This window comes from Pseudomonas sp. NyZ480 (assembly GCF_029537255.1).
In the GTDB taxonomy this organism is placed as follows: Bacteria; Pseudomonadota; Gammaproteobacteria; order Pseudomonadales; family Pseudomonadaceae; genus Aquipseudomonas; species Aquipseudomonas taiwanensis.
Genome location: NZ_CP120626.1, coordinates 1135588 through 1154205, shown reverse-complemented (window position 1 = coordinate 1154205; position 18618 = coordinate 1135588). Strand labels below are relative to the sequence as shown.

Genomic DNA, 18618 nt, shown 5'->3' with positions numbered 1-18618 from the left:
GTCATTTACGCAGGTGCCCCATGAGCGACCAGCAGGATTTCCCGGAACAACCCGACGAACACAGCGAAGTCGAACACCTTCAGTCCCAGGCCAACACTGGCCACGCCCTCGCCTTGCCCGGCCAGCAGTTACCGGACAAGGTCTATGTGATCCCGATTCACAACCGCCCGTTCTTCCCGGCCCAAGTCCTGCCGGTCATCGTCAATGAAGAGCCTTGGGCAGAAACGCTCGACCTGGTGGCCAAGACACCGCACCACTCCCTGGCACTGTTCTTCATGGACACGCCACCCGAAGACCATCGCCACTTCGATACCTCCGCCCTGCCGCAGTACGGCACGCTGGTCAAGGTGCACCACGCCAGCCGCGAGAACGGCAAGCTGCAGTTCGTCGCCCAGGGCCTGACCCGGGTGCGCATTCGCACCTGGCTCAAGCACCACCGCCCACCGTATCTGGTCGAGGTCGATTATCCGCGCCAACCGACCGAGCCTACCGATGAGGTGAAGGCCTACGGCATGGCCCTGATCAATGCGATCAAGGAACTGCTACCGCTCAATCCGCTATACAGCGAGGAGCTGAAGAACTACCTCAACCGCTTCAGCCCCAACGACCCGTCGCCGCTGACCGATTTCGCCGCAGCGCTCACCTCCGCCACCGGCAATCAGCTGCAAGAAGTGCTGGACTGCGTGCCCATGCTCAAACGCATGGAAAAAGTCCTGCCCATGCTGCGCAAGGAAGTCGAGGTCGCACGCCTGCAAAACGAGATCTCCGCCGAGGTCAACCGGCAGATCGGCGAGCACCAGCGTGAGTTCTTCCTCAAGGAGCAACTCAAGGTCATCCAGCAGGAGCTGGGCCTGACCAAGGACGATCGCAGCGCCGACCTGGAGCAGTTCGAACAGCGCCTGGAAGGCAAGACCCTGCCGGAGCAGGCGAAAAAACGCATCGACGAAGAAATGGGCAAGCTGGCGATTCTGGAGACCGGCTCGCCCGAGTACGCCGTCACCCGCAATTACCTGGAATGGGCCACCGCCCTGCCCTGGGGCGTGTACGGCAAGGACAAGCTCGACCTCAAGCACGCCCGCAAGGTCTTGGACCAGCACCATGCCGGCCTCGATGACATCAAGGAACGCATCCTCGAATTCCTCGCCGTCGGTGCCTGGAAAGGCGAGATCAGCGGCTCCATCGTGCTGCTGGTAGGCCCGCCTGGCGTGGGCAAGACCAGCATCGGCAAGTCCATCGCCGAATCCTTGGGGCGGCCGTTCTACCGCTTCAGCGTCGGCGGCATGCGCGATGAGGCCGAGATCAAGGGTCACCGCCGCACCTACATCGGCGCCCAGCCAGGCAAACTGGTGCAGGCGTTGAAAGAGGTCGAGGTGATGAACCCGGTGATCATGCTCGACGAAATCGACAAGATGGGTCAAAGCTACCAGGGTGACCCGGCCTCGGCACTGCTTGAGACCCTCGACCCGGAGCAGAATGTCGACTTCCTCGATCACTACCTGGACCTGCGCCTGGACTTGTCCAAGGTGCTGTTCGTGTGCACCGCCAACACGCTGGACTCGATCCCCGGCCCGCTGCTCGACCGGATGGAAGTGATCCGCCTGTCTGGCTACATCACCGAGGAAAAACTGGCCATCGCCAAGCGCCACTTGTGGCCCAAGCAACTGGAAAAAGCCGGCGTCGCCAAGGCCAGCCTGAGCATCAGCGACAGCGCCCTGCGCACCGTGATCGAAGGCTACGCCCGTGAGGCCGGTGTACGGCAGTTGGAGAAGCAACTGGGCAAGTTGGTGCGCAAGTCGGTGGTCAAGTTGCTGGATGACCCTGACGCCAAGCTGAAGATCGGCAACAAAGACCTTGAGCCTGCCCTGGGCATGCCGGTGTTTCGCAGCGAACAGGTTTTGGCCGGCAAGGGCGTGATAACCGGGCTTGCCTGGACCAGCATGGGCGGTGCGACCTTGCCGATCGAGGCCACCCGCATCCACACCCTGAACCGCGGCTTCAAGCTGACCGGCAAGCTGGGCGATGTGATGAAAGAGTCCGCCGAAATTGCCTACAGCTACGTCAGCTCGAACCTCAAGCAGTTTGGTGGTGATCCAGCGTTCTTCAACGAAGCGTTCATCCACCTGCACGTGCCGGAAGGGGCCACGCCCAAGGACGGTCCAAGTGCGGGTATCACCATGGCCAGCGCCTTGTTGTCGCTGGCTCGCGACCAGGCACCGAAGAAAGGCGTGGCCATGACTGGCGAGTTGACCCTCACTGGCCAGGTCCTGCCTATCGGCGGGGTGCGCGAGAAGGTGATCGCGGCGCGGCGGCAGAAGATCTTCGAGCTGATTCTGCCGGAGCCCAACCGTGGAGACTTCGAGGAGCTGCCGGACTACCTGCGTGAAGGGCTGACCGTGCATTTCGCCAAACGCTTCGCCGATGTCGCCAAAGTGTTGTTCTGACCGATAGTGCGCCCTTCGCGGGTCAAGCCCGCGAAGAGGCCGGCACAAGTGGCACAAAACCGCGCGATCATCGGTTATCCTCAGGCCAACGCCAGCCTCCGGAGCCACCATGACCGTCCCTCGTCTACTCGTTCCCCTGAGCCTTGCCCTGCTCACCGCCTGCGCCCAGCAGCCCAGACAAACCGTCGAACTGGACGCTGAAAGCGAATGCCCCAAGCGCCTTCAGGTCGGTCAATCGCTCACCCTCACCCTGCCCAGCAACCCCACCACCGGCTACCGCTGGCTGGTGCAGAACCCAGCGTCGGACATCCTGCGCAGCCTCGGCCCCGAGGTTTACAGCGACCCTGAGGACGCTGGCATCGTCGGCAGTTCCGGCCTGTCGACCTGGCGCTTCCAGGCCAAGTCAGCTGGCGAAGGCCACCTGGTCCTGGTCTACCAACAACCCTGGGCTCCCGAAGTAAGGCCTGTCCAGACCTTCGATTGCGCCATTCGGGTAAAGTGATCGCACAGCGCTGGTCAGCCAACCATGCATCCTCGCCGCGGTTTGGCTAGAATGCCGGCCCTGTCTATCGCCAGCGCCTGGATCCACCGTGAGCAAAGAACCCGACCGCCTATTCGCCCAGCCTCTGGAGCAGGTGCCCGACTTCGTCTTCAACGAAGACGTGGTGCGGGTATTCCCGGACATGATCAAGCGTTCGGTGCCCGGCTACCCGACCATCGTCGAGAACCTCGGCGTGCTGGCCGCGCGCTTCGCCCAGCCCAATACCGCGCTGTACGATCTGGGCGCATCGCTAGGCGCTGTGACCCAGTCCCTGCGCCGTCACGTGCGCAGCGATGGCTGCCGAGTCATCGCCGTGGACAACTCGGCGGCCATGGTCGAGCGCTGCCGCCAATACCTTACCGCTCAGGACTCGATGTTCCAGGAACTGCTGCCGGTACAGGTGCTGGAAGCCGATATCCTGGCCCTGCCCTTCGAGCCGGCCTCGGTGGTGGCGATGAATTTCACCCTGCAGTTCATCGCCCCTGACCAACGCCTGGTGTTGCTCGGCCGTATCCGCCAGGCCCTGCTGCCGGGCGGCGCGCTGATCCTGTCGGAGAAACTGCGGTTCACCGATGACGAGGAGCAAACCCTGCTCAATGAGCTGCACCTGGACTTCAAACGTGCCAATGGCTACAGCGAACTGGAGATCGCCCAGAAACGCAGTGCCATCGAAAACGTGATGAAGCCCGATACCCTCCAGGCCCACCAGGAACGTCTGCACGCCGCTGGCTTCTCCAAGGTCGTGCCTTGGTTCCAATGCCTCAACTTCGCCTCACTGATAGCCCTGCCATGATCGATCTTTCCCCTCTGGTCCGCCGCTTGGCGGGTACGCCCCTCGCTACCTGGTCCCAGGGCCTGCAAGCACAGCTGGATGCCAAGCTGGAAAAAGGCCACGGTGACCTCGACCGCTGGCGCGGCGCCCTCGATGCCTTGCCCGTCCTGCAGCCTAGCGAAATCGACCTGGTCGACGGCCTGCGTCTGGACTGCGCCTGCGACGACGCGACCCGCGCCCAGGTGCGCCAGGCGCTGATGGGCTTGTCGCCCTGGCGCAAGGGGCCGTTCAACCTGTTCGGCGTTCATGTGGATACCGAATGGCGCTCGGACTGGAAGTGGTCGCGTGTCAGCCCGCACCTGGACCTCAAGGGCAAGCGCGTGCTCGACGTGGGTTGTGGCAATGGTTACTACCAGTGGCGCATGCTCGGCGCTGGCGCCGACATGGTGATCGGCGTCGACCCCAACTGGCTGTTCTTCTGCCAATTCCAGGCGGTGCAGCGATTCCTTCCAGGACTGCCGGCCTGGCACCTACCCTTCGCCCTCGAAGACCTGCCAGCCAACCTGGAAGGCTTCGATACGGTGTTCTCCATGGGCGTGTTCTACCACCGCCGCTCGCCGATCGAGCACTTGCTGGCTCTCAAGGATTGCCTGGTCAAAGGGGGCGAGCTGGTGCTGGAAACGTTGGTCGTGGAAGGCGATGAACAACAGGTGCTGGTGCCTGAGGACCGCTACGCGCAAATGCGCAATGTCTGGTTCCTGCCCTCGGTGCCTGCGCTCGCGCGCTGGCTGCGCCGGGCGGGCTTCAGTGACGTACGCTGTGTCGATGTCAGCGTGACCACCATCGAAGAGCAGCGCAGCACCGAGTGGATGCGTTATCAGTCGCTGAGCGATTTTCTCGATCCCCACGACCACAGCCTGACCATCGAAGGCCTGCCAGCCCCACGTCGGGCAACCTTGGTGGCCCGCAAGTAAAACGCAACCCCCGTGGTCGTCGCGGTTTTTTTGGCCTACGCGAAGATATTCCTCATCTGCCCCGCATGCCTGCCGATTCCGCTCCACTGTGCCAGGAACTGGCGGAAGTGCAGGATGAACACCACCAGTTCCTGACGGGTGTTCATCCTGCCGAGCCGGACCACGGAACTTTCCAGGTAGGCCTCGATGGTCTGCCAGGTCGTGTGCAGATGCCCTGACGCCAGCACCACGTCCCATAAGTCGATCTCCAATTCGCCCATGCATGCATTGAGCTCATTGACGCGACCGCTCACCCGCTGGATCTCCGCCAGCCGTTGGCTGAGCTGACGGTGCCGCAGCTCCAGCTCATGCAGCTGGGCGCGGGCCTTTCTGGCCTTTGCACCATAGATCGAGTTGCTGATAATGGCTCCGAACGGTCCACCTAGCCAGCCCAATGTCGACTGCTTGGAGAAGGATCTGTAATCATGACGGACGTCTAGAATCTCACCGTCCAAGCGACTCAACTCCCACTCGAGGTCTTCAGCGTCCGGCGCCAGCGAGAATCGTTTGGCCGCACGGCACTTTTCGAACACCGCTGGCCTGAGTGTGAAGCGCGCCTGGTCGCGAAAATTCTCGAGTCCCAGGCGAACCCCATCGACTTGTTGATCAAAATCGTCGATTTGCCCGTGCAGCCACATCAACTGGTCAGCCATTGACCGGAGCAATTGCAGGTCCCGAGGGCCAAGGTCCATTTCCGGCGCTGAAAGCAACGTGGCCCAGGATGCGCGATCGATGCCCATTGCCCGTGTGCGTGCAGCAAGGTCCAGCACCTGGGCACCGAGCGCTTCGACCTGCCTGGCATGCTCTGCAAGGGCGGTGGTGACAGCCAGGCACTGCGTGTCGAGGATCAACCATGTACGGGCATGCAACGCCAAGTGTTTGAACAGGCCCAACATCCGTTCGGGAGCCAATTCTGGCTCGGTGATTCTGTCGTACCCCAGCCACGCGATGGTTTGCGCCAGCGTGGACGGCAATACGCGCATGCGTTCGCTGTAGTTTCTGATCGTCGACCGCGATTCGGCCGTAAGGATCAAACCCGCAGAACCCTGCCCATCTCGATTATCCATGGCCTGGATCAGTTCACCCGGCAGGACGATCGCTTTCATCTGCTGCTCTTCGAAAGGCAACGTACGTGGATTCATGAGTCTTCAATTGACGTCGATAGCAAAGAAATCGCGCTCCGCAGAGCGCGACATGATGGGCGCCCTCAAAGCGCGCGACGGTGTTGCTCCAACAGCTGGCGCTGGTAGGTCAGCAATTGCTTGAAGAGCCCATTGAGTACTCGCAATTGCTCGCCGTCACCGATCGGAGCGCGCTCCAAATGGGTGTGGAAATTGCCCAGAGCCTGCCTGACGACCGTCATGCCAGATGCCCAATCCGTGCGTTGCTCCTGCAGCATCGGCAGCATTTCCAGTGCAGCAAGCCTCTGCGTCACCGTTGCCTGGCGCTGTACGAGTTCTCTGACCTGAACGGCTAGCTTGCGCACGCGCTCACCGATGTTGCGGCGCTCCTGCTGCAGTTGGGTGTAGCGCATACCTTCGACGACATCGCCCAGCAGGGTTTGAAGCTGTTCGACGGCTTTGGAGACAGCCTCGACGGTGACGACCGTTTCACCACCCGGAACGGCCAGTTTGCCGAGATCGTCGAGTGAAGGGACCACACCACCGAATCGCGTCTGCAGTCCATTGGCTTCCAAGGTGGCAATGGCCTTCTCGACCGTCTCCTTGTTCTGCTGCTCCCGATCATGCTCTTCCACCAACTGGGCGTGGGTCCTGACCAGGTTTTGCTGCTGCTTGTTCAATCGCTCCTGATCGGCTGTACCGACCAGCAAAGGCAACGTAGCGAGCGCCTGGAGCTCTCTGCCCAAATGGGATATTTGATCAGCCAGTCGCGATTTCACCGTATCTCGCTCTTCTGCGGCTATGGCGAGAACGTCACTGTCGTGACCACTACCGAGGCTGGCGAGCATATCGCTCAACGCTTCGTTATCCAGCTCGGCAGTCAGCCTTTGGGCCTTACGCACCGTTTGATCGATGCAATGGGTGAACAGCCTCATGTGTCGCTCCAGGTTTTCCTGGAGCGGTGTCGAAAACTTCAATTGACCCTTCTGCCACACCTCGGTGTAGCTTCGTGTTGCCGCGAGCACTTTGCCGAGCTCGGGCGCATCGGCAGTCATGGGCAGGACGTGGACGTTGTCGTTCATGGTCGTTTCACCTTATTGGGCCGAGGCTGCATCGTCGAAGATTTGGGTTAATTGCAGGGATTTTTCCTGGATATGTTTCCATTGCGCGAGGAACTGGCGGAAATACAAAGAGAACCTGATCAACTGCTTGTTGTCGGAAATGCTTTCGAGCTTTTCGATCGACGCATCGATATAGGAACCTACGGTGTCCCACGCCGTTTGCAGGTGGGAAGCAGCGGTGACCACGTCTTGCAGTCGGGTGTCGAGTTCGCCGACAAACGTCGCCAACTCTTCCATGCGGCCCTCAAGATTCACCCGCAGACGCAACTGATCGCTGACTTTACGGCGCTCCTCCTGCTGCTTCTTGCGCTCTTTGCGCACTTTCTCCGCTTTGCTGCCGTATATTCCCCCGGTGATTGCCGCTCCGATGGGGCCAACGGCCAGGCCACCCAACGCCAGCTTCACGTATTGATCGTACTCAGTGCTAAGTGCAGTGATGTCCTGGTCGAGCAACTTCAGCTGCTCGCGCAGGTTCTCTACCTGGTTGTCACCCTGCTTTCGCTCGACTGCATGGCCTTTTTGCTTAACCGCGGGAATCAGCTCGAAACGCGCGATGTCCCGGAAGCTCTCGGTTTCGAGCCTTACGCTTTCCACCTGCTGCGCATACCACTGCACATCCTCCTTGAGAATGCCCATGTAAACGACGAGTAGCGAAACTGACTGCCTGCCTGGGCCGTCCAGTTTCACCGGAGTGCTTAGCAGGAGCTTCTCCCAGTGCTTGACCTCGCCCACCGCACGCCGGGATTCTTCGAGGATGCCTTCACCGGCCGCGTTGATCGAAGCAGCGGTGGAAGAAAGCCCGGCTGCCAGTTTCTTGCTCCTGTCCGACAGCGGCGCCCATGTACGGGCATGAGTGCGCAGGCTCTCGAACAGCTCGTCCATGGACTCGGGCGTAAGTTCGGGCTCTTCGATTTGCTTGTAGCCCAACCAACGCTCCAGGTTGTCGCGGCTGGAGGGCAACGCGAAGACAAAATTGGCATAGCGATTGAGCGTGAGGATGTGTTCGCGACTGAGCGTCAGGCCGCCTTGGCCCTCACCATCGAGCGAGGCCAAGCCGTTCACTACAGCTTGCGGGTATTTAGCAGCTTTCTGTTGAAGCAGCTCATAGTCAGCCCATTGTTCATTCATGATTTCGCCCCTGTATACGAGCCCTACATTGGCTCGGTCAGGGCAAAGTACGGCAATCGTCATGCACCACAGCAGCGGGCAGGCTTTCCTGATCCGACAGGGGCTGGTGGCTAACGAGGGGGACGGTGATCATGCCGCTGCATGAAGGAAGGCAGCGGTGGGCCGCTGGCCCGAAGGGCCGGACCCGTTTCAATCGCGGGGTGCCATCGCCGGTCAACCTGTCTCTAGAGGTTCGGACTACCGGCGATGAGAAGGAAGAATCAGCGCGAAGCCGCCACGATCAGCGCCTTCATCTCTGCTACAGCGGCCTTGAAGCCGACGAACAATGCATGCGCGACCAAGGCGTGGCCGATATTGAGTTCGTTGATGCCTTTGATTGCCGCCACCGCCTCGACGTTGTGGTAATGCAAGCCATGGCCAGCGTTGACGATCAGCCCTTGGCCAACGCCGAAGGCGACGCCATCGACGATGCGCTTGAGCTCGTCTGCCACTTCGGTCGGTGTTTCGGCATCGGCATAACGACCGGTGTGCAACTCGATGGCCGGTGCACCAACGCGACGCGAGGCTTCGATCTGCCGCTCGTCGGCATCGATGAACAGCGACACTTCGGCACCGGTGCGCGACAGGCGCTCGACTGCTGCCTTGATCCGCGCCTCTTGGCCGGCCACATCCAGGCCACCTTCGGTGGTCAGCTCCTGACGGGTTTCCGGTACCAGGCAGATATGCGCCGGGCGAATCTTCTCGGCGAAGGCCATCATCTCTTCCGTGACGCCCATCTCGAAGTTCATGCGGGTCTGCAGCACATCCTTGAGCAGCACGACATCACGCTCCTGGATATGCCGGCGGTCTTCGCGCAGATGAACGGTGATGCCGTCGGCGCCCGCCTCTTCGGCGTCCAGCGCGGCCTTGACCGGGTCGGGATAGCGCGTGCCCCGGGCCTGGCGCAGGGTCGCCACATGGTCGATATTGACGCCGAGAAGCATGCGGTTGCTGTGAGTCACGAAAGGCTCTCCTGAAGATGTAGCCCCACAGCATACGACGTGCTCAGCGCTTGCGAAACAGTTCCCGGCTAACCAATGGCTTTGACCCCAGGTGCACCGCCAGCGCTTGGCGCATCAGGCGCTTGGCCGCCAGCAGCGCACCCGGTGCGTCCCAGTCGGCTTGAGCCAGGGCCAGCAGCTCGTTGCCGTTGAACAACCCAGGCTGCACCAGATAAACCCGTTCCAGGCCAGCCTCGACCTGGAGGCGGTAGAAACCTTGCGCAACGATGGGTTGGTCGTTGACATCGTGGTCCAGTGCGAAGGCATAACCGAGGTCTTCGAGCAGCCGCCATTCGAACGAACGCAGCAAGGGCTCGAGCGGACGCCCGGCCGCCAGTGCCTGCAAGGTCAGGGCGTAATGCTCGAACAACTCGGGTTGAGGGGCTTCGGCAGGCAAAAGGCGCATCAGTAGCTCGTTCAGATACAGGCCACTGAACAGCGCATCGCCATGCAACCAGGCGGCAATCCCGACTGTATCAAGGCGCCCAACGTTCTTCAGCTCGCCGCGTCCGCGCAATTCTACTTCCAACGGCACGAATGGGCGCACAAGGCTGCCACCCTTGCCGCGTGCACGGCGCAGCACGGCACGTACACGCCCTTGCGGCGTGAAGAAGTCGACCAGTGCGCTGGTTTCCTTGTAAGCGCGGCTGTGCAGCACGTAGGCCGGCTGGGCGGCAGGTTGTTCCATCAGAACTCTCTAAAGGCCAGATGTGCCTGTGGGAACGGGTTCGCCCGCGAACGCTGCAGTGGATTCACTGACGCTTTCGCGGGTGAACCCGCTCCCACAGAGAGGTGCTGGCCGCCTGAAGGGATTACAGGTCGCCGTAACCCAACGAGCGCAGAGCACGCTCGTCGTCCGACCATCCGCCCTTGACCTTGACCCAGAGGTTGAGCATCACCTTGGCATCGAACAGCACTTCCATGTCCTTGCGGGCATCGGAACCGATGCGTTTGATGCGCTCGCCCTTGTCACCAATGATGATCTTCTTCTGCCCATCACGCTCGACCAGGATCAGCGCGTGAATGTGCAGCACATGCCCTTGCTGCTTGAACTCTTCGATCTCGACGGTGATCTGGTACGGAAGCTCCGCGCCCAGCTGGCGCATGATCTTCTCGCGGACCAGTTCGGCGGCCAGGAAGCGGCTGCTGCGGTCGGTGATCTGGTCTTCCGGGAAGAAGTGTTCGTTTTCTGGAAGATGCTTGGCGATCAGTGCTTCCAGCGACTCCAGGTTGTGCCCCTGCTGAGCGGAGATGGGCACGATCTCGGCATTCGGCAGCTGCTGCTGCAGCCATTGCAGGTGCGGAATCAGTTCGGCCTTCTCGTCCATCCGGTCGGTTTTGTTGACCGCCAGGATGACCGGGCCGGTGACGTACTGCACGCGCTCGAGCACCAGCTGGTCCTCGTCGGTCCAACGGGTACGGTCAACCACGAAAATGACCACATCGACGTCTTTCAGGGCTGCCGACGCGTTGCGGTTCATGTAGCGGTTCAAGGCCTTGTCGTTGGCCTTGTGCATGCCAGGCGTGTCGACGTAGATCGCCTGTACGTCACCCTCGGTCTTGATACCGAGCATGTTGTGGCGGGTGGTCTGCGGCTTGCGCGAGGTGATCGCCAGCTTCTGGCCGAGGATGTGGTTGAGCAGGGTCGACTTGCCCACGTTTGGGCGGCCAACGATGGCGACATAGCCGCAACGGGTCGGGTTGTTATCAGTCATTGCCATTCTCCACGCCCAGGGCGATCAATGCAGAGGCGGCGGCGACCTGTTCGGCGATACGCCGACTCACGCCCTGGCCGCGGCTCTTGTTATTCAGCAGCACCACTTCGCATTCGACGAAGAACGTGCGGCAGTGCGGTTCGCCCTGGATGTCCACCACTTCGTAACGCGGCAGCTCGCAGGCACGCGACTGCAGGAATTCCTGCAGGCGGGTCTTGGGGTCCTTGTTGGTATCGACCAGGGTCAAGCCATCGAACTCGTCGGTGAGCCAGTCGAGAATGCGCTCACGGGCGGTCTGCATGTCCGCATCCAGGTAGATCGCGCCAATCAGCGCTTCCAGGGCATCGGCCAGGATCGACTCACGGCGGAAACCGCCACTTTTGAGCTCACCCGACCCTAGGCGCAGGTATTCACCCAGGTCGAAGCCTCGGGCCAGGCGGGCCAGGGTCTCACCCTTGACCAGGCGGGCTCGCAGGCGCGACAGCTGGCCTTCGCGGGCCTGGGGGAAGCGCTCGAACAGCGCCTCGCCCACCACGAAGTTGAGAATGGCGTCGCCGAGGAACTCCAGGCGCTCGTTGTTGCGCCCGGCATAGCTGCGATGGGTCAGGGCCAGCAGCATCTGCTCCTGGTTCTTGAAGGTGTATCCGAGCTTTCGCTCCAGACGGGTAAGGGAAGCACTCATGCAGCCACCCGCTCGTTGTTAAACGCGTTGTTCAAATCAACATCCTGAAAGACTGTTTGGCTGTGGTCCGTCGCCATGAACGGCGAATCTCTCCATCCCTGAGAACACAGCCTATGTCAGAAATGCATTCGGCGCTGTCTGCTGGACAGCGCCGATGGGTATCAATGGATCAAGCCGACCCGCGAAAGGTTGGGCAAGTGGCTCAGCTTGGGCTCCGGCCAGCTCATCCAGACCGCGAAGGCCTTGCCGACGATGTTCCGGTCCGGAACCATGCCGTGCAGTTCCCTCGGAATGTTCGGATCGTCCCAGTAACGGCTGTCATTAGAATTGTCGCGGTTGTCGCCCATCATGAAGTAATGGCCAGCCGGTACGGTCCATTGCTGGTCCGGCGGCATGCGATAACGGCTCATCTCCTTGCGGATCAGGTGTTCGGCCTCGCCCAGCTTCTCCTTGTACAGTTGCGCACTGCCCAAGGTGCCTGGCTCGGTGCCGACCAACTGTTCGGCAACCAGCTGGCCGTTGACGAACAGCCGCTTGTCGTTGGTGTAGCGGATCTGGTCGCCCGGCAGGCCAACCACTCGCTTGATGTAGTTGACGTTCGGGTCGCTTGGATAGCGGAACACCATGACATCACCACGCTGCGGGTCACCTACTTCGATCACTTTCTTGTCGATCACCGGCAGGCGGATGCCGTAGGAGAACTTGTTCACCAGGATGAAATCACCCACTTCCAGCGTGGGTTTCATCGACCCCGAAGGTATCTGGAACGGCTCGACCAGGAACGAGCGCAGCACCAGCACGATGAACAGCACCGGGAAGAACGACTTGCCGTACTCGACCAGCAACGGCTCCTTGTTCAGTCGTTCGACCACGGCCATTTCAGGCTGGCTGACACTGCCCTGGTAGTTGGCGACCGCTGCCCGCCGGCGCGGGGCCAGGAACAGCAGGTCGATCAAGCCCAAGAGGCCGCAGACGACAACGGCAATCACTAGCAACAGCGGGAAATTTAGCGACATAGGACCTAGCTATCCAACCTGAGCACGGCGAGGAAGGCTTCCTGTGGAATCTCCACGTTACCGACCTGTTTCATGCGTTTCTTACCAGCCTTCTGCTTCTCCAGCAGCTTTTTCTTACGGCTGACGTCACCACCGTAGCACTTGGCCAGTACGTTCTTTCTGAGTGCCTTGACGGTAGTACGCGCGATGATCTGGCCACCAATGGCTGCCTGGATCGCCACGTCGAACATCTGCCGAGGAATCAGCTCCTTCATTTTCTCGGTCAACGCACGGCCTTTGTAGGCCGCATTGTCACGGTGCACGATCAGTGCCAGGGCATCGACCTTGTCACCGTTGATCAGCACGTCCAGTTTGACCAGGTTGGCCGACTGGTAGCGGTCGAAATGATAGTCCAGCGACGCGTAGCCACGGCTGGTCGACTTCAGGCGGTCGAAGAAGTCCAGCACCACTTCGTTCATCGGCAAGTCGTAACGCACCTGGACTTGACTGCCGAGGAACTGCATGTCGCGCTGGACACCGCGTTTTTCGATGCACAGGGTAATGACGTTACCCAGGTGCTCTTGCGGAACCAGGATGGTCGCGGTGACGATCGGCTCGCGGAAATCAGCCACGGCCGAGACGTCTGGCAGCTTCGACGGGTTGTCGACGGTGATGGTCTCACCGGTCTTGAGTTCGAGCTCGTAGATTACGCTTGGCGCCGTGGTGATCAGGTCCAGGTCGTATTCACGCTCCAGGCGCTCCTGGATGATCTCCATGTGCAGCATGCCGAGGAAGCCGCAACGGAAGCCGAAGCCCAGTGCGTCGGAGCTTTCTGGCATGTACTGCAGCGAAGAGTCGTTGAGCGTGAGCTTTTGCAGCGCGTCGCGGAAGTCTTCGAAGTCATCGGAACTGACCGGGAACAGACCGGCGTAAACCTGTGGCTGGATCTTCTTGAAGCCTGGCAGCACTTCGACCTCGGGGGTCGTGGACAGGGTCAGGGTGTCACCGACCGGTGCCCCGTGAATGTCCTTGATGCTGGCGATGATGAAGCCCACTTCACCGGCCTTGAGATCAGCGGTCTGGGTGTGTTTTGGGGTGAATACGCCCACGCTGTCGACCAGGTGCACCTTGCCGGTGGACTTGACCAGGATCTTGTCGCCTTTCTTGACACGGCCATGGCGCACACGCACCAGGGAAACCACGCCCAGGTAGTTGTCGAACCAGGAGTCGATGATCAGCGCCTGCAGCGGCGCGTCGATATCGCCCTCCGGCGCGGGAATGGTCTGGACCAGGCGTTCGAGCACCTCGTCGACGCCCATGCCGCTTTTGGCACTGCAAGCCACGGCGTCGGTGGCGTCGATGCCGATGATCTTCTCGATCTCGTCCTTGACGCGGTCAGGGTCGGCCTGGGGCAGGTCCATCTTGTTCAGCACCGGCATGACCTCGAGGCCCTGCTCGATGGCGGTGTAGCAGTTGGCCACGGACTGGGCCTCGACGCCCTGGCCGGCATCCACCACCAGCAGCGCACCTTCGCACGCGGCCAGCGAACGGGAGACTTCATAGGTGAAGTCGACGTGACCGGGGGTGTCGATGAAATTGAGCTGGTAGACCTTACCGTCCTGCGCCTTGTAGTTGAGCGTGACGCTGTGGGCCTTGATGGTGATCCCGCGTTCGCGCTCGAGGTCCATCGAATCGAGGACCTGGGCTTCCATTTCGCGTGCCGACAGGCCACCGCACATCTGGATGAAACGGTCTGCCAGCGTCGACTTGCCATGGTCGATGTGGGCGATGATGGAGAAATTGCGGATATGACTCAAATCACTCACGGGTCAACACTCGAAAAGGCTGCGAGCCGGACGCCCGCCGAAAAATAGCCGGGAATTGTACCTCAAGCCGCAGGGATATGGGAGATTCCTGATCGGCTGACATTGTTGCGCAAAAATGCAAATAGCCTGGGTGGCCTACCCCGGCCCTGTCGCCGGCCGGCACAGACGAGGATGAAATCTCATGAAAAAGGGCAGCCTGAGCTGCCCTTTCCACGTCGAACCCGGCTTATTCAGCCAGCTTGAAGGTAATGAAGCTCGCGCGCCCCTGACGCAGCACGCGCATGGAGACCGAACGATTCTTCGGCAGGTCCTTGGCAATTTCAGTGAATTGCTTGGCCGAGCTGATCGCCTGGTTGTTCAGGTGGCTGATGACGTCACCTGGACGCAGACCGATCAAGGCAGCCGGGCCATCCTGGATTTCCTTGATGACCACGCCGCCCTTGAGCTCCAGGGTTTTCTTCTGCTCGTCGGTCAGGTCCGCCACGGAGACACCCAGGCGGTTGCTGCTGCGCTCTGCGCCGCCCTGGGCACTGGCTTCGATATCGGCATCGTCATCGGGCATCGCGCCGATGGTGATGTCCAGGTTCTGGCGCTTGCCATTGCGAATGATCTCCAGCTTGGCCTTCTCGCCGTCTTTCAGGCCACCCACCAGGTGCGGCAGATCGGCCGACATGATGATCGGCTGACCGTTCATGCTCAGGATCACATCGCCCACCTGCAGGCCACCCTTGGCTGCAGGACCGCCTTCCAGTACCTGGGCCACCAGGGCGCCGGCGGGCTTGTCGAGGCCGAAGGATTCAGCCAGGTCCTTGTTGACCTCTTGGATCACCACACCCAGCCAGCCGCGGCTGACCTTGCCGTCTTTCTTCAGCTGGTTGGAAACATCCAGCGCGACGTCGATCGGGATGGCGAAGGACAAGCCCATGAAGCCGCCGGATCGGGTAAAGATCTGCGAGTTGATACCCACGACTTCACCTTTCATGTTGAACAGCGGGCCACCCGAGTTGCCCGGGTTGATGGCCACGTCGGTCTGGATGAACGGCACGTAGGTGTCGTTAGGCAGGGTACGCCCCTTGGCGCTGACGATACCTTTGGTCACCGAGTGATCGAAGCCGAACGGCGAGCCGATGGCCAGGACCCACTCACCGACTTTCAGTTTTTCCGAATCGCCCAGCTTCACGGTCGGCAGGTTCTTGCCTTCGACCTTCAGCAGCGCCACGTCGGTACGCGGGTCGGTGCCGATCAACTTGGCCTGCAGCTCGCTGCGGTCCGACAGGCGGACGATGATCTCGTCCGCATCGGCGACCACGTGATTGTTGGTGAGCACGTAGCCATCGCTGGAGATGATGAAGCCCGAGCCCAGCGACATGGCCTCTCGCTGGCGGTCGCCACGGGGCGCGCGCGGTTGTTGCGGCATGTTGCGCTCGAAGAACTCGCGGAACATCGGCGGCAGGCCTTCGAGATCGGGCATCTGCCCGGCAGCCACGCGGCGGTCCGGCAGTTTCTGCTTGGTACTGATGTTGACCACGGCCGGCGAGGCCTGCTCGACCAGGGTCGTGAAGTCCGGCAGGGCTTCCTCGGCCTGGGCGGTGAGCACCTGACCGAGCATGAGCACGGCGGCGAACATCGTTAGGTAGGATTTCAAGCGTGGTATTGACATACGGCTCCCGTCACAACGAGCGTAAGTTAGTTAGACCATCTGCAGAAGCAGCAAAGGCCAGGCTCCAAGAAGCCTGACCTATAGAAAATTTACCGATGGATTGCAAATGACAATGCTTTAATTTCATTTCAGCCGCGGACTCCCGGAGCCTGCGCAAGGCCCGTCGTCACTGGCACGCCTAGCTGTCCTGGGGGCGCATCGACAGTGCGATACGCTCGGCGGTACCCAGCGGAATTTCGCCAACCACCGTGACCATGACCTTGCCTTTGGGCGTATTCAGACGGCGTGATACCGCCACGGTAGGCCCGAGCTGGGCACGGGTGTCAGGGCCGGCATCGTCGGTCACCGGTTCGAGGAATACGGAGAAACGCGCCAAGCCGTCGTCATACATCAGGCTGCTGACCGCACTGTTGCGCTCAGGGTCGCGACGGACCGAGCTGTTGATCAATTCGAAGCCCGCCGGCAGCCAGTCCGAACGCCACCCGGCAACGGCTTCGCCATCGGTACTGGCGACCCGCTCGACCGGCTTGCAGGCAGCACTGGGACGCAGGTCGTCGTCGCTCGGCAGGTGGGTTTCAAGACGTGTCATCTGGAAACGCTCGAGCAGTTGCCCCTTGTCGTTGATCATCAACGAACGAAGCGGAAGGCCGGTCTGGCGATCGAGATGAAGCTCGAAGGCGTAACGATGCTGGTCGCGTGGCGTGAGGGTCACGATCACGGCATCGCGCCCGGCGACCCGCGACGTGCCCGCCAAGCCCAGGTTGTACCAGCTCATCAGCTTCAAAGGATCAAGCACACGCGGTGTTGAGTCGGGCGGCGTACCGACGCCACTGACCAGGGAACCACTGACGCACTGCACCTTGCCATCCACGCGCACGACTTCCTGGGCGGCGCCATCGAGCTGCAGCAGCCGCTCGCTGACCTTGCCGTCCTGGACCCGATGCCAGATGTCGTGGGAAGAAAAGCTGCCGTTACGTTCGTAGACGAAGGAGCCCTGGTAACTCTGTTTCTGCTCGGCCTGGGCCAGCTTGCTCAACCACTCGCTCGCCTGAGGCGAAGAGTTGGCCGCCAATGCTGGCACCGTCACGCAGCTGCCTATCAGCAGCGACAGGAGAGGTAGCGCGCGCATGATCCTCCTTACTTAGCGGTTTTCCAGGCTGGCGGCCCGTGCGTAGGGCAAAGCGGTCTCAGTGCCCTTGAGCGCAGATTCCTGGGCATGCTGGCGCAGGTAACCTGGCAGACGCTGATCCCAGCCGGCCTGGTTCTGCAGCACACCGTTGGCCATCGGCCCGGTCGGTTGCTCACTGCTTTCACTATAGCCTGCCAAAACGGCCGGACCCTGGCTTTGTGGCATGGCCAGCCCCTGCTGCGCAGGTTGTTGGGCCGCAAGCTCGGCACCGGTGATCTCGTCCTGGTTGTACAGGCGCACCCCAGCCAGCACCGCCAAGGTCACCGAAGCGGCAACCGCCAGGCGACCGATGCTGCGCCAAGGGCCTTGCTTGACCTTGGCCGGCACGGCCTCGTCAGCCAGTGCGGCGGACACCGCCGAGGCGATATCAAGCTTGGGCAGCAGCAGTTCTTTGTGCATGGCTGCGCGAGCGACCTGGTAACGCGACCAGGTGGCACGGGTTTCAGCATCGTCAACGGCATTCAATACCCGACGCAGTTCCAGTTCGTCCGCTTCGTTGTCCATTACCGCGGACAGCGATTCCTGCAAAGCTTCACGACTCATGGCGGTTCCTCTCTTGGCTGTCGCCGCTGTCTCAGGTTTCCTGCAACAACGGCTGCAGGGCTTTGTCTATGGCCTCCCGAGCGCGGAAGATCCGAGAGCGCACGGTACCCACCGGACACTGCATGACGCTGGCAATGTCCTCGTAACTCAACCCGTCGAACTCGCGCAGGGTCAGTGCCGTACGCAGGTCTTCGGGCAGTTGCTGGATGGTGCGATGGACAGTGCCTTCGATTTCATCCCGCAACAACGAGCGCTCTGGGGACTCGAGATCCTTGAGGCCATGATCGCCGTCGTAAAACTCCGCATCCTCGGAGCTCACATCACTGTCTGGCGGCCGTCTTCCACGGGACACCAGGTAGTTCTTCGCCGTGTTGATGGCGATGCGGTACAGCCAGGTATAAAACGCACTGTCACCGCGAAAATTACCAAGCGCTCGGTAAGCCTTGATAAAGGCCTCCTGCGCCACATCCTGGGCTTCGTGGGTGTCATGGACAAACCGCACGATCAACCCGAGAATCTTGTGCTGATACTTCAGCACCAACAGATCGAACGCTCGCCTGTCTCCACGCTGCACGCGCTCGACAAGCTGCTGATCCTCTTCCTGGGTTAGCATGAACACTCCTCAGTGAACTCGAAGGAGCGTTGCAACAACCTTCGTTCAGGCTTGCAACCATAGACTCGGGCTTTACGCAAAAGTTCTCCCCTCCAAGCAAGTTTCCTGCGGCCCTTGGTCGGCTCGCACGAAAGACGCAGCGCGGTCACGGCCGGCTGCGACGATAATCGGGTTTCGAATACGCAGAGGTCAGCCCGGATAGAGCCACCGCCCTGCGT

17 protein-coding genes are annotated in these 18618 nt (G+C 61.1%); 4 read left to right on the top strand and 13 right to left on the bottom strand.

What is annotated here, in order from left to right:
• Nucleotides 1-20 precede the first annotated feature (20 nt).
• The 4 genes from lon (at nt 21) to cmoB (ending at nt 4728) form a co-directional block, all read left to right on the top strand.
• A complete protein-coding gene (lon, locus tag P3R38_RS05210; RefSeq protein WP_023378987.1) occupies nt 21-2441 on the top strand; it encodes an endopeptidase La in 2421 nt (806 codons plus the stop codon).
• A 109-nt stretch (nt 2442-2550) separates the two neighbouring features.
• On the top strand, nt 2551-2943 hold the full coding sequence (locus P3R38_RS05205; RefSeq protein WP_023378986.1) for a protease inhibitor I42 family protein: 393 nt from the start codon (nt 2551-2553) through the stop codon (nt 2941-2943).
• 88 nt (nt 2944-3031) lie between these two features.
• Nucleotides 3032-3775 (top strand): carboxy-S-adenosyl-L-methionine synthase CmoA, encoded by a 744-nt coding sequence (gene cmoA, locus P3R38_RS05200; protein WP_277686882.1) that lies wholly within the window; start codon nt 3032-3034, stop codon nt 3773-3775.
• Nucleotides 3772-4728 (top strand): tRNA 5-methoxyuridine(34)/uridine 5-oxyacetic acid(34) synthase CmoB, encoded by a 957-nt coding sequence (gene cmoB / locus P3R38_RS05195; protein ID WP_202675914.1) that lies wholly within the window; start codon nt 3772-3774, stop codon nt 4726-4728. The genes cmoA and cmoB overlap by 4 nt, the downstream gene beginning before the upstream one ends.
• Nucleotides 4729-4763: 35 nt before the next feature.
• Here cmoB and P3R38_RS05190 read toward each other — a convergent pair whose 3' ends face one another.
• The 13 genes from P3R38_RS05190 to rpoE form a co-directional block, all read right to left on the bottom strand.
• Entirely contained in the window at nt 4764-5909 is a 1146-nt protein-coding gene (locus P3R38_RS05190) for an alpha-xenorhabdolysin family binary toxin subunit A (protein ID WP_277686881.1), read from the bottom strand.
• 65 nt (nt 5910-5974) lie between these two features.
• The gene (locus P3R38_RS05185) at nt 5975-6970 is read right to left on the bottom strand and encodes an alpha-xenorhabdolysin family binary toxin subunit B (RefSeq protein ID WP_202675913.1); all 996 of its coding nucleotides are present in this window, start codon (nt 6968-6970) and stop codon (nt 5975-5977) included.
• Nucleotides 6971-6982: 12 nt separating this feature from the next.
• Nucleotides 6983-8200 carry an alpha-xenorhabdolysin family binary toxin subunit A gene (locus tag P3R38_RS05180; RefSeq protein ID WP_252189429.1) on the bottom strand — a complete coding sequence of 406 codons (1218 nt, stop codon included), beginning with the start codon at nt 8198-8200 and terminating at the stop codon, nt 6983-6985.
• Nucleotides 8201-8397: 197 nt separating this feature from the next.
• Nucleotides 8398-9138 (bottom strand): pyridoxine 5'-phosphate synthase, encoded by a 741-nt coding sequence (gene pdxJ, locus P3R38_RS05175; RefSeq protein ID WP_023378980.1) that lies wholly within the window; start codon nt 9136-9138, stop codon nt 8398-8400.
• A gap of 43 nt (nt 9139-9181) precedes the next feature.
• Nucleotides 9182-9865, bottom strand: coding sequence for a DNA repair protein RecO (gene recO / locus P3R38_RS05170; protein WP_023378978.1), 684 nt, complete (start codon nt 9863-9865; stop codon nt 9182-9184).
• A 124-nt stretch (nt 9866-9989) separates the two neighbouring features.
• Nucleotides 9990-10892 (bottom strand): GTPase Era, encoded by a 903-nt coding sequence (gene era, locus P3R38_RS05165; protein WP_023378976.1) that lies wholly within the window; start codon nt 10890-10892, stop codon nt 9990-9992.
• Complete coding sequence (gene rnc / locus P3R38_RS05160; protein WP_023378974.1) at nt 10885-11574, bottom strand: ribonuclease III; 690 nt, start codon at nt 11572-11574, stop codon at nt 10885-10887. Before rnc ends, era begins: the two co-directional genes overlap by 8 nt.
• Before the next feature lie 161 nt (nt 11575-11735).
• A complete protein-coding gene (gene lepB / locus P3R38_RS05155; protein WP_023378972.1) occupies nt 11736-12590 on the bottom strand; it encodes a signal peptidase I in 855 nt (284 codons plus the stop codon).
• A 5-nt stretch (nt 12591-12595) separates the two neighbouring features.
• Complete coding sequence (lepA, locus tag P3R38_RS05150) at nt 12596-14395, bottom strand: translation elongation factor 4 (protein ID WP_027908115.1); 1800 nt, start codon at nt 14393-14395, stop codon at nt 12596-12598.
• A gap of 226 nt (nt 14396-14621) precedes the next feature.
• On the bottom strand, nt 14622-16055 hold the full coding sequence (locus tag P3R38_RS05145) for a DegQ family serine endoprotease (RefSeq protein WP_104882114.1): 1434 nt from the start codon (nt 16053-16055) through the stop codon (nt 14622-14624).
• Nucleotides 16056-16233: 178 nt separating this feature from the next.
• Nucleotides 16234-17184, bottom strand: coding sequence for a MucB/RseB C-terminal domain-containing protein (locus P3R38_RS05140; RefSeq protein WP_023378967.1), 951 nt, complete (start codon nt 17182-17184; stop codon nt 16234-16236).
• 12 nt (nt 17185-17196) lie between these two features.
• Nucleotides 17197-17787 carry an RseA family anti-sigma factor gene (locus P3R38_RS05135; protein WP_023378965.1) on the bottom strand — a complete coding sequence of 197 codons (591 nt, stop codon included), beginning with the start codon at nt 17785-17787 and terminating at the stop codon, nt 17197-17199.
• A gap of 31 nt (nt 17788-17818) precedes the next feature.
• Nucleotides 17819-18400 (bottom strand): RNA polymerase sigma factor RpoE, encoded by a 582-nt coding sequence (gene rpoE / locus P3R38_RS05130; protein WP_003252049.1) that lies wholly within the window; start codon nt 18398-18400, stop codon nt 17819-17821.
• Nucleotides 18401-18618: the final 218 nt, after the last annotated feature.